The sequence below is a fragment of the Streptomyces sp. NPDC048603 genome (assembly GCF_043199475.1).
GTDB lineage: Bacteria > Actinomycetota > Actinomycetes > Streptomycetales > Streptomycetaceae > Streptomyces.
On the sequence record NZ_JBICVY010000005.1, the window covers coordinates 418,892 to 434,018 of the forward strand.

The window sequence follows — 15,127 nt, forward strand, 5'->3', positions numbered from 1 at the left end:
CTGCTGCGGGGCTTCGGCTGGCCGGTCTCCGTGGTCGGCGCGATCCTCGCGGTCGCCATGGGCAGCAGCCTGATCGGTGTGCAGGCGGACGCCCCGGCGATGGGCGTACCCGCGCAGCCCTCGTGGCCGCCCGCCCCGTCGCCCTCACCCGTGCCCTCGCTGTCGCCCACCCGGTCCTCGGCGTCATCCGCCTCGTCCGTGCCCTCCGCCTCGGCCTCGCCCCGGACGGCCACGCGGTCTGCGACACCCCGGACGAAGCCCCCGGCCGCCACGTCGAAGCCCTCGGCCGGCACACCGAAACTCACGGCCGCCACGCCGAAGACCTCGGCCGGCACATCGAGGCGCACGGCCACCCCACCGAAGCCCACCACCGCCTCGCCGCGCGGGGCAACTCCATCGGGCCAGACGGCCGAGCACCCCTGATCTCCCGCACCACCCATCTCCAGGAGCGTCATTGTCCCGCCACCAGCGCCGCCGGCAGTCCCTGCTGAGGCCGCGCCGACTGGCCGCGCCGCCGCTGCGCTTCTTCATGCCGCTGTCCCTGCTGGCCTGCCTGCTCGCGCTCCTCGTGCTGCGCGGCCTCGCCACCAACGAGGCGTTCCACGACTCCCGGATCGCGATCTCCGTCGACAAGACGACCGTGCCGGGCCACCTGCTCAAGGGCGGTCCGATCATCGACGCGCGCGGCAGCAGGAACGAGCAGCCCGTCAGCTATCGCATCCCCGACCGCACCGCGGTCCTCAGCTTCGACGACGGTCCCTCGCCGGAGTGGACCCCGAAGATCCTGGAGCTGCTCGCGGCCCGCGACGTCCGTGCGGACTTCTTCGTGACCGGCGCCATGACCACGCGCCGGCCGGAGCTGATCCGGCAGATCGTTGCCGGCGGCCATGAACTGGGCGTGCACACCTTCACCCACCCCGACCTCGTGTACCAGTCCCACGCCCGGATCAGCTGGGAGCTGGCGCAGACGCAGCTGGCGCTGGCCGGCGTCGCGGGCGTCCACAGCGCGCTGTTCCGGCCGCCGTACTCCTCCGACGCCTCCGCGATGGACGACTGGAACTACCCGGTGATCAAGTACGTGGGCGCGCGCGGCTACCTCACCGCGTTCGTCGACCGCGACACCGACGACTGGAAGCGTCCCGGCGTCGAGGCGATCGTCAAGGCGGCGATGCCGTCCAGGCCCGGTGCGGGCGCGCTGATCCTGCTGCACGACGCGGGTGGCGACCGCACCCAGACCCTCGCAGCGCTCGGGCAGATCATCGACCGGCTGCAGGCCCAGGGCTACCGCTTCACCACCATCTCCGAAGCCCTCGGCGCCTCCAGCGCCACTGTGCCGGTGCACGGCTTCCAGCTGTGGGCGGGCAAGGGATACCTCTGGGCCACCCAGTGCGCCGTGCTCACCCTGCCGGTGCTGGTCGGGCTGCTGGCCGTCGTCGGATTCCTCAACTTCGGCCGGTTCGGGCTGATGATCGTTCTCGCACCGATCCACGCCCGACGCTCCAAGCGGCGGGACGCCTGGGGGCCACCCGTCACCGAGCGGGTCACCGTACTGGTCCCGGCCTACAACGAGCGCGAGTGCATAGCCAACACCCTCAACTCGCTGGCCGCCAGTGACCATCCGATCGAGGTGATCGTCATCGACGACGGCTCCACGGACGGCACCGCGGACATCGTCGAGGAGATGGACCTGCCGTTCGTCCGGCTGATCCGCCAGGTCAACGGCGGCAAGTCCAGCGCGCTCAACACCGGCATCGCGGCCGCCTCGCACGACATCATCGTGATGATGGACGGCGACACCGTCTTCGAGCCCTCCACCGTGCGCGAGCTGGTCCAGCCCTTCGGCGACCCGGCGATCGGCGCGGTCGCGGGCAACGCCAAGGTCGGCAACCGCGACAGCCTGATCGGCGCCTGGCAGCACATCGAATACGTCCTCGGCCACAACCTGGACCGCCGGATGTACGACATGCTGGGCGTCATCCCGACCATCCCCGGCGCGGTCGGCGCCTTCCGCAAGGAGGCCCTGCAGCGGGTCGGCGGGATGAGCGACGACACCCTCGCCGAGGACACCGACATCACCATCGCGGTGCTCTGCGACGGCTGGCGGATCGTCTACGCCGAGTACGCCCGCGCCTGGACCGAGGCTCCCGCCAGCCTCCCGCAGCTCTGGTCCCAGCGGTACCGCTGGAGCTACGGCAGCATGCAGGCGATGTGGAAGCACCGCGGCGCGGTGACCTCCCGCGGCCCGGCCGGACGCTTCGGCCGGCTCGGACTGCCGCTCATCGTGCTGTTCGGCGTGGTCGCCCCGCTGCTGGCGCCACTGGTCGACATGTTCCTGCTGTACGGCGTGCTGTTCGGGGACGCCCCGATCACCCTCACCAGCTGGGGCGGCTTCATCCTGCTCCAGGCCGCACTGTCCTGGTACGCCTTCCGGCTCGACCGCGAGAAGCCCTGGCACCTGATCAGCCTGCCGGTCCAGCAACTGGTCTACCGGCAGCTGATGTACATCGTCCTGTTGCAGTCCGCGATCACGGCGATGACCGGTGGCCGGCTGCGCTGGCAGAAGCTCCGGCGCACCGGCGAGGTCGCCGCACCGGTGGAGGCCTGACCGTGACCGCACCCATGCACTTCGGACGCAACCAGGACACCCTCAAGCTGAGGGTGCCGCCCGTGCCGCCCGTGTCGCCCGTGCCGCGACCGCAGCCGGGGTCGTCGCCCCAGCCGGCGGCGGCGTACCGGCGGTGGCCCGAGCCCTGGCCCGAGCCGGCACCGGAAGCACCTGAGGCACCCGAGGCGGCCGGGACTCCGGACGCACCGTCCCGGCCCACGGGCGGCCGGGACCGCTACCTCGACCTCCTGCGCGCGCTGGCGCTCGGCCGCGTGGTGCTCTACCACAACTTCGTCTGGGGCTGGCTGCCCCTCGTCTTCCCGTCGATGGGCGTGATGTTCGCCCTCGCCGGCTCGCTGATGGCCCGCTCGCTCAGCCGTCCCGCCCTCGGCGTGATCCGCGGCCGGCTGCGCCGCCTGCTGCCCCCGATGTGGCTGTTCGGCGCCATCATGATCACCCTCCAGATCATCGACGGCTGGGGTCCCGACTCCGAGGGCCACCCCAACTGGTGGTGGGGCAAGCTGGCCTTCTGGATCCTGCCGCTGAGCACCCCGCCGTACGCGGACGAGCTGACCGGTTTTGGTCTCGTGGAAGGGTCCTGGGCCGCGCAGATCGTGGTCCCGCTCTGGTACCTCCGCGCCTACCTCTGGTACGTCCTGTTCTCCCCGCTGCTGCTCCGGGCACTGCGACGACTCCCGTGGGTGACGCTGTTCACCCCGCTGGCGCTGACGGTCGCGATGCACACGTTCCTCGCCGACCAGGAGTTCGTCTACTACCGGGTGTGGGAGACCGCGAGCGACTTCGCCATGTTCGGCTCCTGCTGGATCCTCGGCATGGCCCACCAGGAGGGGCTGCTCAAGAAGCTCCCGCAGTACGTGCTGCCGTCCGTCGCGCCGCTCGTCATGGTGGCCGGCTTCTGGTACCTCCAGACCCGGCCGGTCGACCCGACCGTGCAGACCGACATCGAGGCGTGGCCGATCGCCCAGTCCCTGTGGTCCCTCGGCTTCGTCGCCCTCCTGCTCCACATCAGCCCGTCCTGGGACCGGTGGCCCAGGGCGCTGGAACGCTGGAACGGCCTGATCACCTTCCTCAACGCACGCGCCGTCAGCGTCTACCTCTGGCACCAGATGGCGCTGGTGGCCGCGATCCCGCTGATCGACCCCCTCTGGAGCGTCCCCTTCGTCTACGAGCACTTCCGGTGGCTGCTGGCCAGCCAGTGGTTCACGCTGCTGGTGGCGATCCCACTGGCCGCACTGCTCGTGCTGACCTTCGGCTGGGTCGAGGACGTGGCCGCCAAACGCCCGCCGCGGATCTTCCCGTACGAGCGCCGCCCACGGGGCAGGCGCCGGGCGGCCGACTGACCGGGACGCTGCCAGGCGGTGGCCGAAACCACCGCCTCGCACGGGCGCACCGCCGGGGCCCACGCGTCACCCTGCCGGCATCGGCATCGGCATCTGCGGGGCGGGGCAGATCAGTGCTCGCAGAGGGAGAACTCTCGTTCGTAGAGCTGCTCGTTGTGTTCGTCGACGAAGAACTTGCGTTCCTGCATGAGCTGCTCGCGGTAGGCCTTTGCCTCTTCGAGCGTCATGGTCGGGGTGTCGGACCACGGTTGCTGCGGCGGCACATCGGATGTGGAGACGATCCTTTCCGACGGGTCGACGAGGAAGAACGCGAGGATCTTGCGATGTCCGGGGCGGGTGGCGTCCGCGAGGCGGAACGACCCGACGCGGTGCTGCAGGACGTTCGGGAACGCCAGACAGCGGCCGGCCGGGGTCGATGCCGATCCCAGCACCTGGTTCAGCGCGTCTTCGTCTTCCAGTCCATAGACCTCACGCAGGCCCTGGTCATCGTTCTGTTCGTAGTCCGGGTCGTCGAGTGCCGTCCGGAAACTCAGCCGGCTCTCGGTGATGTTCTCGCTGTCCCAGTAGTAGATTCCGGTCGAGACGATCCGTTCGTTCAGCATCCCCTCGACGTGCCAGGAGCCGCCGGCGTACTCGGGTTTTTCCGGGGTGAGGTGAATGGTGGCGAGCTTGACGATGACCTGCAGACGGCGCCCGCGCAGGCCGACCCGGGTGGATGCGTCCGGCAATTCCGGCGGGGTGAAGGCCGGGGCGTCCGGGACGACCGGGCGGCGGTTCTCCCACCATTCGTCCTGGGCCTTGCCCCACACGCGACGGGCTTCGGCGTACGCCTCGTCATCGCTGTAGTCGGACCTGTTCGGATACTCCGGCTCCGAGTCGTACCACCCGTACGGATCGGCCTTGATCCGCAGAGGCCGGGGTTCGCGCAGATCGCTGAGCACGTTCTCCAGCAGAGGGAGCATGCGCGCGAACAAGTCCGGCAGGACGGAAGCGAGGTCGCTGTGCTTCTCGGGGTGGACGTTGTTGACGTACGAACGGAAGGCGACGTCGCCGTCCTCACTCACGTCGACGTCTGTGGGCAGCCACTGGAACTTCTCCGAGAACTCGTGCTTCGAGTAGCGGTCCGTCGGGTTCCGCCAAGCCCCCTCGGGCGCGCCACTCGCCCCTCGCACCAGACAGAAGAGTGAGGGATGAACCAGATCCAATACCTGGCCGTCGGATCCGGGATGCCAGTCCCTTTCTGCTTCGGGCACCTCTTCCAGAACCCGAACCGCCCCACGCAGCCGGGACCTGAGCGTGTCGTCGACCAGTGCGTCCGACTGCCACACCCCGTCGACGGCGGACACCTCGATGCCGGTTCGTCCGTCCCGCAGCGATGCGTAATGGGCGAGTTCGGCAAGCACGTAACGAACCTGCGCTTCAGTGAGCCCCTGGGCGACCGCCTCCTGCGTCCACTTGGCGACGACCTCGGCATCGTTCATCTTGTCGAACCAGCCCGGCTTCGCCCGAATGTGTGCGCTGCACTGCATCATCTCGAGTTCCCGCAGCGTTCGGGGCGTCGCGAACGATATGGAACGGGATGCCTGAAAGGGCAGGGGGAAAGCAGAGAGGCCGGTCAATTCTCTTGTTCCTTCGAGTCGATGTGCGGTAGCCGGAAGGGTACGTCAGCGGTCTGACACCCCAGTCGCGGTCCCCGTCATCGACGGTCCGGGAGGAAGCGGGCGGCCGGCATCACCGGGCGCTGCTCCACCCGGGGTGTTTCCGTGGCCTGCTTCAGCCGGGCGGCGGCTGCGTGTGGAGGCGTGCGGCAGCGGCGGCTAGGGTGAGGTGAGAAGCCGGTGGGAGAGCCGGGAGCGGTGATGCGCGGACACCGTCCTGAGCCGTCCGACAATGTCCAAGAACTTCTGGTCGCACTCGGACAGCTCGTCGATCAGGCCCTGGAACGGGTCGAGTACCAGCGGGCCCGGGTCGAGCTGGCCGTGGCTCTGCAGCGCCACATGCTCCCGCCCGGGCTGCCGAAGCTGCCCGGGCTGCACATGGCCGCCCGGTACGCGCCCTCACGAGGTGGTCTGGACGTGGGCGGCGACTGGTACGACGCCTTCGTCATGCACGACGGGTCACTGGGGCTCACGGTCGGCGACGTACAGGGCCATGACGTGGAGGCCACCGCCTTCATGGGGCAGGTGCGTACCAGCCTGCGCGCCCTCGCACAGACGACGAGCGACACCCGCGAGGTGCTGGGCCGCGCCAACGATCTGCTGATCGCCATGGGGTGTGGCCTGTTCGCGACGTGCTGTTTCCTCCGTTTCGACCCGGTCAGTCGCGAGCTGACGGACTCCAGGGCCGGTCATGTCCCGATGGTCTGGGCCACGGCCGGAGGCCGATGTGGCATAGCACTCGACCGCGGCGGGCCGCCGCTCGGCATCGTGGCGGGCCAGCGGTATCCGGTGACCCACCGGCGGCTGACCGAGGCAGGGGTCCTCGTGCTGCTCACGGACGGAGTGGTGGAGGGCCCGCACTACCCGATGGAGTCCGGTCTGGCCGAGGTGGCCAAACTGGCGCGCGCGGGGTTCGACGCCGATCCAGACGTGCTGGCCTCCGCCGTCGTCAAGGTGGCCGACCTGACGGGACACCGCGACGATGCCGCGGTCCTCGTCGTCCGCTACGACGGCCCGCAGGAGCCGGCCTGACCGGCGGGTGGGGCTGGGGTCGCCGGTGGCGGGATCCGAGCGCAGACTGCTGTCGTGGGCAGCGCAGGAACGGGTCGTCTCGGGTCCACCGCGCTGCGCATCCTCGCCGTCGCCGCCGTCTACTACGGGGCCGCACAGGTAGGCCTTCTCCTCCAGCTGGTCCGTGACCAGGTCACGCCCTTGTGGCCGCCGACCGGTGTCGCGCTGGCCGGGCTGCTCGTGCTGGGGCTGCGCGTCTGGCCGGGCATCGCACTGGGCGCGTTCCTCGTCAATGTGTTCCTCGGGCCGTCGCTGATCGCCGTACTGGCCATCACCGCGGGCAATACCCTGGCGCCGGTCTGCGCCTGCCTTATGCTGCGCAGAGCCGGGTTCAGAAACGAGCTGGACCGCCTGCGGGACGTCCTGGCGCTGGTCTTCCTCGGCGCGCTCCTCGGGATGCTGATCAGTTCGTCCATCGGCAGCGGCGTACTGGTCCTCTCCGGAGCCCTGGACGCGAGCGAGTTCTGGCCGACCTGGTCGGTGTGGTGGACCGGTGACGCGATGGGAATCCTCGTCGTCACACCCTTCCTGCTCGTCCTGCGCAAGGCCCGGTGGCCGTCCCGGGCCGGGCCCGGCCGATGGTTCGAGGCGGTGGCGCTGGCGGTCGGCACGGTCTCCATCACGCTCCTGGTGACGCGCACGCCCGACTCGAACCTGCTCTTCCTCGTCTCGCCGTTCCTGATCTGGGCGGCCTTCCGCTTCCGGCTGCCCGGCGCAGCGCCGTGCGCGCTCGCGGTGTCGACGCTCGCGATCCTGGCCGCCGCCGGCGACAGGGGCCCTTTCGTCGGCGAGGACGTCTTCGCCAACATGGTCACGCTCCAGGCCTTCAACGGCACGACGGCGCTGACGGCCCTCCTTCTCGCGGCCGTCATCACCGAACGCGACAGAACGTACGAGGAGGTCAAACGGGCCTGCGGGCGGCTCGCGGAGATGGTGGCCCGGATGGAGCCACGGCCCGGGTCGTACGAGTACCCGCCCGAGGAACATCCCCCGCCCTGACACCCCGGTGGGGCACTTCCGGCGGCCACCGGCCCCCGGCCCGCGTTCCGCTCGCCCGGACCGTCCCGGGAGCGACAGCATGGAGAGAGGACGGTGGGCGGGACGTCCCCGGGAGGAGGCGGTACAGACGGTGACCAGTCGTGGCTTTGCGTTCTGCGGCGCTGAGCTAGCCGCTGTCTATGTGGTCGCCGACCAGGGCAGGGAACTCCATCTGGCCGAGCTGACCGGAAATCGCGGCGTCCTCTACGGACTGCCCGCGGTCCTCGCCGTGGCCGGCCATTCGCCCGCCGCCAATGCCTTTCGCTCCGGCCGCCCGCTGTGGCTGGCTCCCAAGGAACTCGCCACGTTCATCGAGGATGACCCCCACCACGTCCCCACCGGGGTCCGGGACGGTGCCCCCAACTCGCCGGCCAGGATCTCGCTGGGCGCTCTGCCACTGGGACACGGAGACCAGGAGCTCGGGTGCCTGATCGTGGCCGGGGAGGTCGAGGGAGGCTTCAGCGCCGACGACCGCAGCCTTCTGGAGCTCTACGCCGACCAGGTGGCCGCCGGACTCGAATCGGTCGCCGCTCGCTCCGCCGGACGCAGAGCCCAGCAGGTGCACCTGGGCCAGTCCCTGGTGCCGCACCAGGGCGGCGCGTTCATCCTGGAACTGAGCACCGGCCGCATGGAGGCGCACGCGCACGTGCTGGAACTGCTCGGTCTGCCTCCCGAGCAGTTCGACGGGCAGGTGGAGACCCTGCTCGCCTGTGCCGTCCCCGACGACATGCCCGCACTCATGGCGATCGTGGAGCCGGACCGGCTGGCCGCCGACGGACAGCAGCTGGCGTTCCGCATCCGCCGCCCGAACGGTGAGCTGCGCTGGCTGGGGCTGCGTTGCCGGGTGGAGGTGGACTCCGACGGCACGCCGCGGCGCGTCCTGGGTGTGGTGGCCGATGCCGCCTATCTGCGGCCCAGCGCCGACGAGGTCTCCCTCGTGCAGCGGCTGTCGGCCACGCTGGCGGGAGCGGCGACCATCCGGGAGGTCAGCCGGCTGGTCGTCTCCGCCCTGCGCGAGCCCCTCGGCGCCTCCCGGGTCGCGGTCGGTGACCTGGAGCCGGAGCGGCTCATCGTCACCGCCCTCGACCCGCCGGAGCCCGACGCCTGGCCCGAGGTCTGGCGCTCGGAATGGCGGTCCGAGTGGCCCGACGTGTCGCTCGGCGACCTGCCCACTCTGCAGCGCGCGCTGCGTGAGGGGCACATGAGTCTGTGGCCGCCGGGCGCGGCTCTCGAGCGCGGCCTGCTGGGCGTCGGACCCGGGGGTCTCGCGGTGCTGCCGCTGCCCGCCGAGGGGAGGATGGTAGGGGCCTGTCTGGTGGGGTGGGACGAGGAGCACCGGTTTGGACCGGAGGAGCGGTCGCTGCTGACCGCGACCGCGGGCTTGGTGGGGCAGGCGCTGGTGCGCGCCCACGCACTGGACGCCGGCCACGAACTCGCCACCATGCTCCAGCGCAGCCTGCTGCCCCGTAAGCTCCCGGAGCTGCCGGGCGGGGTCGCCGTCGCCCGCTACCTCCCCGCGACGGCGGGACTCGAGGTCGGCGGTGACTGGTACGACGTCATTCCGCTCAGCGGCGGTCATGTGGCGTTCGTCATCGGGGACGTCCAGGGGCACAGCGCGGGAGCGGCCACCATCATGGGCCAGATCCGTACGGCGGTCAGGGCCTACGCGGTGGAGGGCCACCCGGCCGATGTGGTCGTCGCGCGGGCCAACCGGCTGCTCGTCGGAATGGAGACCGATCTCTTCGCCACCTGCGGGTACGTGGACCTGGACATGGAGGAGGGCATCGCCAAGGTCGTACGGGCGGGCCATCTGCAGCCGATACTGCGCCATCCCGACGGCGTCACCGAGGAGATGGCGGTCGAGGGCGGGCCTCCACTGGGAGTGCTCGCGGAAGCCGAGTTCCCCATGACCGAGGTGGGGCTGGTCCCCGGAACCCTGCTCGTCCTGCTGACGGACGGCTTGGTCGAGTCCGCCGGGCTGCCTCTGGAGGTGGGCATGCGGCGGGTGCGCGATGTGCTCGCCGCGGCCGACCCGGTCGATGTGGGAGGGGTGGCCGACGAGCTGGTCGTCGCTGTGGGCCGTCGCGATGACGATGTCGCGTTGCTGTTGCTGCGCTACGACGGCACACGGGACCGGCCGGTGCGGAGCCACTGGACGGTGTGGCGGCTGCCCGACGCGGTCATGCACGCGCGCCGCTTCACCGCGCGCACCCTGCGGTCGTGGGGGCTGGTGGAGGAAGTCGACGTAGCTCTGCTGGTCGTGTCCGAGCTGGTCACCAACGCCATCGCGCACACGCAGGGCGAGGTGGGGATGGATCTGACCCTCTCGGCGGACCGGCTGCGGATCGCCGTGAACGACGCGTCGCCGCGCAGCCCCGTCAAACCGGTGTCGGTGAGCTGGGAGTCGACCGGCGGTCGAGGGCTGTTCATCGTCGAGGCGACGACGATGGCCTGGGGCTCGGTGCCGCTCAGCGGCGGCAAGCAGGTGTGGGCGGAGATCCCCTGGCGCCGTGCGAACGGCTGACGCAGAGGGCGGGGCCCGCCGGCCCCGTCACAAGAGGTCGCCGTCGCCCGCAGGCGACGGCAACAAGGGAGGAGCGGCCGGGGTCACCGGGTGTTGCTCCACCCGGCTGTGCCGGAATACGAGTCGAGCAGGTCCACCACGAAGACGAGGGTCGAGCCGGGCGGGATCAGCGGTGAGGGCGACTGGTTGCCGTAGCCGAGGCGCGGGGGAACGATGATCTCGCGCCGGCCGCCGACCCTCATCCCCCTCACCCCCCGGTCCCAGCCCTTGATGACCCTGCCGCTGCCCAGGGCGAACTTGAACGGCTCGCCCCGGTCCCAGGAGGCGTCGAACTCCTTCCCGGACTCGAAGGTCACCCCCACGTAGTGGACCCTGACCACCATGCCCGGCTTCACCTCGGCCCCGTCCCCGACGACCAGGTCCCGGATGGTCAGCTCGGCAGGAGCGTCACCCTCCGGAACGACGACCTCGGGCTTCGTCGGTCCACTCATCGCAGCTCCATCACTCTCCGTCGCACGTCCTCGCACGTCTCCGCACGGACCGGCCGGACGCATGGACGCTCCTTGCAGCAGAGGGTCACACTACCGAGAACGCCGTCCTGGCCCCCGGCCGGCGAAGCCGGCCGGGGGCCAGGGTGAGGGCAGTGCATGCCCGGCGGGTCAGGACATCTTGCGGCTCTCGGCTTCGGCGTTGGCGATGGCTTCGGCTTCGGCATCTGCCATGGCTATGGCGACGCCGAATGCCTGGGCGATGTGGCCCGCGGCGGACATGACGCGTGCTGTGCCCACGACAGGGGCGATCGCGACGAGCACGTCCTGCAGCTGCTCGACGGTGAAGTCCGCCTTGACGGCGGGGTTGATGTGAGCCAGGTAGGAGATCGCCGGCGCGTCCATGGCGACGAGGGCGGCGATGCGGGTGGTGATGAGTGTCTTCTCGTCCATGCCGCAGTGCTCGATGGAGTCGACGGTCATCGCGGCGAGCGTGTCGAGAACTGGGGCGTCAGACCTGGTGGCCATGTCGGAACCGCCTTTCGGTGCTGAACTGAGCCGGACGTGCCACCCCCGATCGCCGGACTGGGTGGGCCGACGGGTTGCCGTATCAGCGTAGGCGCCCCGTACGGCCTACGCCCGTTGAGCTGTGAGCGTGAGCGTGAGCCGGGCTGCGGCCGGCCTACGGCTTCGGCGCGCGCTGCTGGAGGGCGGTACGGCCGGCCACGGACGTGACGATCGCGAAGAAGAACAGCGGAATCGCGAGTGCGCTGAACAGGGCGCTGTGCCACAGCACCAGTGCCAGGGAGGAGTGGACGATGAGCAGTGCGATGGCGGACGACATCCCGAGGACCTGCCGGCAGCCGCGCGACACCAGCAGGAGGGGGCGGCGCAGGTGGGGCGGGACCCGCCGGGTCTGCCACAGCAGCCAGCCTCCCCAGCTGCCGACGAGCACGGCCGCGCACATCAGGTAGGTGACGAGGGCGTCGGTGCCGGCGGCGCCCGCACGCAGGTGGGCGGAGCCCAACGACACCGCGATGATTCCGGTGAGGGCCACCCAGCGGGAGCCTGAGACCGTTCCGAAGGCCATGGTCTCCAGGTTGTGGCGGGCGTGGCGGTCGTCCAGATCGAGGGCGGCGGACTGGACGAAGCCCTCGGCGGCCCGGGTCCACGAGCCGGGACGGAGCAGGCTGCGGTGCAGATGGAGCAGCGCGAGGTTGTTGTGGGCCGCGCTGCTGTCCGGGTCGAGGCGCAGCGCCGTCTCGTAGGCCTCCTGGGCGACGCGGTATTTGCGGGTGTGCTGGGCGGTCAGGCCGACGAGCATGTGCGCGTCGCTCTCCTCGGGGGCGAGGGCGACGGCCGTGCGGGCCGATTCGTAGGCGGCTGCGGCCCGCTTGCGCTTCCCGCGGCCGGCGCGGTCGAGGACGATGCCGAGGGTGTAGTGGCTCGCCCAGAACTGCGGGGCGAGTCCGACGGCGCGCCGGGCGGAGGTCTCGGCCCGCCCGTACTCCTTCAGGGCGAGCAGGACGTGGGTGTGCAGCAGCCAGGCGCTCACCGACTCGGGTGCGACCCGCAGGGCCTGTTCGACGGAGCTGAGCGCCTGCTGTTCGTCGCCGAGACGGTGCCGGCAGCGGGCGAGCAGCACGAGTGCGGTGGCGTCGTCGGGGTCGCCGGCGAGGTGCTCGGTGGCGAGTGCGGCGGCCCGCTCGTAGCGCCCCAGGTCGAAGAGGGCGTCGGCCTGTTGCAGGGCCCGGCCCATCAGACCTTGTCCCGGTCATGGGTGATGCTGAGCAGGTTCGGTACGAGCGCCAGCCAGAACAGGACCTGAGGAACCGTGCGCTCGCTCCACGGAAGGGCCACGAGCAGCAGCGCGCACAGGGTGGCCCAGGTGGCCTGGCCGAGCACGACCCTGGGCCAGTACGAGCGGCGCACGAGCGCGAACACGGTGAGCTGTGCCCCGGTCCGCAGCCGCCGGTAGCGGCGCCAGGCGCCGAAGCCCCACACCACGGCCATCAGGGTCAGCGCCCACAGCCGACTGCCGAGATGGACGGGCAGCTCCTTCGCCTCGCCCCCGGTGGGGAAGACGTCGACGGTGACGGCGGCCAGGACCAGGCAGAGCAGGGCCAGCCACCGGGTGCCGCGCAGCATCCGGTAGACGGCCCTGTCGAGGTCGGAGCGGAGCGACTCGGAGTGGGGGGCGACGGCGAGTGCGCCAGCGTAGAGGTCGGCGGCCCGGGCGGCGGACGTGCCGGGCTTGCGGGCCTCGCGCCCGGTGACCTCGCTGACGGCGAGCTGGTCGGTCGGGTCGATGCGCAGGAGCTGCCGCACGGACTCCTGCACCAGGTCGGAACGGCTGTTGAACGCGGCCACCTTGTACATGGTGTGCCACGTGTCGACGACGTCGGGGCCGAGCCGTACGGCCTCCTGGGCCTCCTGGAGTGCCTCCTCCTTCGTACCCACGAAGATCAGCATCTCGGCGCGCTGGGCACGCGGGCCCCAGCGCTCCGGCGCGAGGCGGATGGCCTCGCGCTGCGACTGCTCGGCCTCGGGCAGCCGCCTCATCCTGCGCAGGGCGAATCCGCGCATGAAGTGTCCGTCGGCGAGCTCGGGTTCGAGCTTCAGCGCCTGGTCGGCGGCGTCGAGCCCCTCCTCGTTGCGGCCGTCGGCGGTGAGACAGCGCGCGCGTGTGGTCCACGCAGTGTGGTCGTCGGGTGCCTCGGCGAGACGCCGGTCGAGGAGGGCGAGGGCCTCCTCGTGCCGATCCATGTCGTAGAGGACGAGGGCCTGTTCGACCCGTGGGTGCAGGGACGTTCCACTCACAGCTTGCGCTTCTTCTTCAGGTGGGCGACCAGGTCGTCGTACACGCCGCCGTCGTTGGCGAACATGGCGACGTTGCGGGCCGAGGCGAACCAGGATTCGCTGGACGGCTTGATCTGCTTGGCCGCGTTCAGGAGGTCCTTGGTGCCGATCATGCGGACGGTGCCGGATCGGGCGGAGTCCAGGAGCGCGTACTCGGCCGCGCTCTCGCAGACATGGGCGAGATCGGCGCCGGAGAAGTCCTCGGTGACCTTGACGATCCTGCCGAGATCGACGGACTCGATGGGGCGCTCGCGCAGGTGGTAGCGGAGGATCGCCTCCCGGGCCTGGGCGTCGGGCGGCAGCACGAGCAGGGTGCGGTCCAGGCGGCCGGGGCGGCGCAGGGCGAGGTCCACGTCCCAGGGGACGTTGGTCGCGGCGAGCACGAAGACGCCTTCGTTCCGTACGGAGTTGATGCCGTCGAGCTCGGTGAGGAGCTGGTTGACGACATTGCGCAGACCGCTGTGGTGCGTACGCGAGCGCTTGGCACCGAGCGCGTCCAGCTCGTCGAGGAAGACCACGCAGGGCGCCTGGCGGCGGGCGGCCTCGAAGATGTCGTGGACGTTCTTCTCCGAGGTGCCGATGTACATGTCGAGGATGTCGGAGAGCGAGACCGACATGAAGCCGGCACCGAGTTCGCCGGCGACGGCCCGCGCGATGAACGTCTTGCCGCAGCCGGGCGGGCCGTAGAGGAGCAGGCCGCCGCGCAGCGACTTGCCGTACAGCTTGCGGAGTTCGGGGTTGCGCATGGGGGCGAGGAAGGCGGCTTCGAGCCGGTCCTTGACCTGCTGCATGCCGCCGACGTCGGCGAGGCGTACGTCGCCGGGGGCGTCGATGTCCCACGCGGCCGCGTCGGCCGGGTCGCCGCTGCCGTCCGCGGTCAGGGGGGCCGCGGTGGCGTAGCCCGCGTCGGCGGGATCGGCGGGATCGGCGGGGCCGGTGGGATCGGCGGCGAACCGGGGGCCGACGACGCCGGCGACTTCCTGTTCGGCGGCGGTGCAGTCGAAGACAGGGGGTTGGGCGCCGGCCGTGGGCAGTTGCATGGCGCGGGCCATCAGGGCCCGTACGGCTTCGTCGCCGGGCGCGTGCTGCAGCGCGACCGCGGCCTGCGTGACGGCCTCGTCGTGCCTCCCCTCCGCGAGGAGCAGTTCGGTGAAGTGCAGCCGCAGCGGCACGTCTTCGGGAGCGGCGGCGACAGCGGCCCGCAGGCTGCGGATGAGAGGTGACTCGTCGGACATGGGGTCAGCCTAGAAAGCGCCCCGCGGCTCTCGTGCACCGGGTGCGGCCGGGATCGAGAGGCGCGGGGGACGCGTTGGCCCGGCGGCGTCCGGCCGGCCACCAGCGGCGACCGTGGTCGGCACCATGGCCGGTTCGGCGGCGAAGGCGCTCGTCCTGCTGTTCAGCTGACTCTCGCGAGCGTGCTGTTGAGCAGGCCGGGACCACGCCGGCGGGACCGGCCGGGCAGCAGAGGCCGGTGCTGGACGCTTGCCGCCCTCGTGAGGGTAGGCCGCTTCCGCAGTTCCCCG

The 15,127-nt window shown here is 71.0% G+C and carries 12 protein-coding genes; 6 read left to right on the forward strand and 6 right to left on the reverse strand.

Features of this window, described 5'->3' with window-relative positions:
- The first annotated feature begins 122 nt into the window (after positions 1-122).
- From ACGFQ9_RS14620 to ACGFQ9_RS14630, 3 genes are read left to right on the forward strand one after another with little or no spacing between them, the layout of a single operon-like run.
- Entirely contained in the window at positions 123-491 is a 369-nt protein-coding gene (locus tag ACGFQ9_RS14620; protein ID WP_393574116.1) for a hypothetical protein, read from the forward strand.
- A 26-nt stretch (positions 492-517) separates the two neighbouring features.
- Positions 518-2,605 carry a bifunctional polysaccharide deacetylase/glycosyltransferase family 2 protein gene (locus ACGFQ9_RS14625; protein ID WP_393574298.1) on the forward strand — a complete coding sequence of 696 codons (2,088 nt, stop codon included), beginning with the start codon at positions 518-520 and terminating at the stop codon, positions 2,603-2,605.
- A 2-nt stretch (positions 2,606-2,607) separates the two neighbouring features.
- Positions 2,608-3,966, forward strand: coding sequence for an acyltransferase (locus tag ACGFQ9_RS14630; RefSeq protein WP_393574117.1), 1,359 nt, complete (start codon positions 2,608-2,610; stop codon positions 3,964-3,966).
- 110 nt (positions 3,967-4,076) lie between these two features.
- On the opposite strand, the gene ACGFQ9_RS14635 is transcribed toward ACGFQ9_RS14630, so the two are convergent.
- A complete protein-coding gene (locus tag ACGFQ9_RS14635; RefSeq protein ID WP_393574118.1) occupies positions 4,077-5,585 on the reverse strand; it encodes a DUF4246 domain-containing protein in 1,509 nt (502 codons plus the stop codon).
- Positions 5,586-5,825: 240 nt separating this feature from the next.
- Here ACGFQ9_RS14635 and ACGFQ9_RS14640 point away from each other — a divergent pair, with 240 nt between their 5' ends.
- The 3 genes from ACGFQ9_RS14640 (at position 5,826) to ACGFQ9_RS14650 (ending at position 10,257) form a co-directional block, all read left to right on the forward strand.
- The gene (locus ACGFQ9_RS14640) at positions 5,826-6,656 is read left to right on the forward strand and encodes a PP2C family protein-serine/threonine phosphatase (protein ID WP_393574119.1); all 831 of its coding nucleotides are present in this window, start codon (positions 5,826-5,828) and stop codon (positions 6,654-6,656) included.
- A gap of 54 nt (positions 6,657-6,710) precedes the next feature.
- Positions 6,711-7,694 carry an MASE1 domain-containing protein gene (locus ACGFQ9_RS14645; protein ID WP_393574120.1) on the forward strand — a complete coding sequence of 328 codons (984 nt, stop codon included), beginning with the start codon at positions 6,711-6,713 and terminating at the stop codon, positions 7,692-7,694.
- 79 nt (positions 7,695-7,773) lie between these two features.
- Positions 7,774-10,257 (forward strand): SpoIIE family protein phosphatase, encoded by a 2,484-nt coding sequence (locus ACGFQ9_RS14650; protein WP_393574121.1) that lies wholly within the window; start codon positions 7,774-7,776, stop codon positions 10,255-10,257.
- Between the two features lie 83 nt (positions 10,258-10,340).
- Here ACGFQ9_RS14650 and ACGFQ9_RS14655 read toward each other — a convergent pair whose 3' ends face one another.
- From ACGFQ9_RS14655 to ACGFQ9_RS14675, 5 genes are all read right to left on the reverse strand, one after another.
- Complete coding sequence (locus tag ACGFQ9_RS14655; RefSeq protein ID WP_393574122.1) at positions 10,341-10,748, reverse strand: FKBP-type peptidyl-prolyl cis-trans isomerase; 408 nt, start codon at positions 10,746-10,748, stop codon at positions 10,341-10,343.
- A gap of 168 nt (positions 10,749-10,916) precedes the next feature.
- A complete protein-coding gene (locus tag ACGFQ9_RS14660) occupies positions 10,917-11,273 on the reverse strand; it encodes a carboxymuconolactone decarboxylase (RefSeq protein ID WP_393574123.1) in 357 nt (118 codons plus the stop codon).
- Positions 11,274-11,427: 154 nt separating this feature from the next.
- Positions 11,428-12,504 carry a tetratricopeptide repeat protein gene (locus tag ACGFQ9_RS14665; RefSeq protein WP_393574124.1) on the reverse strand — a complete coding sequence of 359 codons (1,077 nt, stop codon included), beginning with the start codon at positions 12,502-12,504 and terminating at the stop codon, positions 11,428-11,430.
- Positions 12,504-13,565, reverse strand: a complete 1,062-nt coding sequence (locus ACGFQ9_RS14670; protein WP_393574125.1) for a tetratricopeptide repeat protein — start codon at positions 13,563-13,565, stop codon at positions 12,504-12,506. The genes ACGFQ9_RS14665 and ACGFQ9_RS14670 overlap by 1 nt, the downstream gene beginning before the upstream one ends.
- Complete coding sequence (locus tag ACGFQ9_RS14675; protein WP_393574126.1) at positions 13,562-14,839, reverse strand: AAA family ATPase; 1,278 nt, start codon at positions 14,837-14,839, stop codon at positions 13,562-13,564. The genes ACGFQ9_RS14670 and ACGFQ9_RS14675 overlap by 4 nt, the downstream gene beginning before the upstream one ends.
- Positions 14,840-15,127: the final 288 nt, after the last annotated feature.

Excerpts from the sequence above, each read along its gene's own strand:
- ACGFQ9_RS14640 (WP_393574119.1), top strand. The coding sequence starts at position 5,826 with ATGCGCGGACACCGTCCTGAGCCGTCCGACAATGTCCAAGAACTTCTG.
- ACGFQ9_RS14650 (WP_393574121.1), top strand. The coding sequence starts at position 7,774 with ATGGAGAGAGGACGGTGGGCGGGACGTCCCCGGGAGGAGGCGGTACAG.
- ACGFQ9_RS14655 (WP_393574122.1), bottom strand. The coding sequence starts at position 10,748 with ATGAGTGGACCGACGAAGCCCGAGGTCGTCGTTCCGGAGGGTGACGCT.
- ACGFQ9_RS14660 (WP_393574123.1), bottom strand. The coding sequence starts at position 11,273 with ATGGCCACCAGGTCTGACGCCCCAGTTCTCGACACGCTCGCCGCGATG.
- ACGFQ9_RS14665 (WP_393574124.1), bottom strand. The coding sequence starts at position 12,504 with ATGGGCCGGGCCCTGCAACAGGCCGACGCCCTCTTCGACCTGGGGCGC.
- ACGFQ9_RS14675 (WP_393574126.1), bottom strand. The coding sequence starts at position 14,839 with ATGTCCGACGAGTCACCTCTCATCCGCAGCCTGCGGGCCGCTGTCGCC.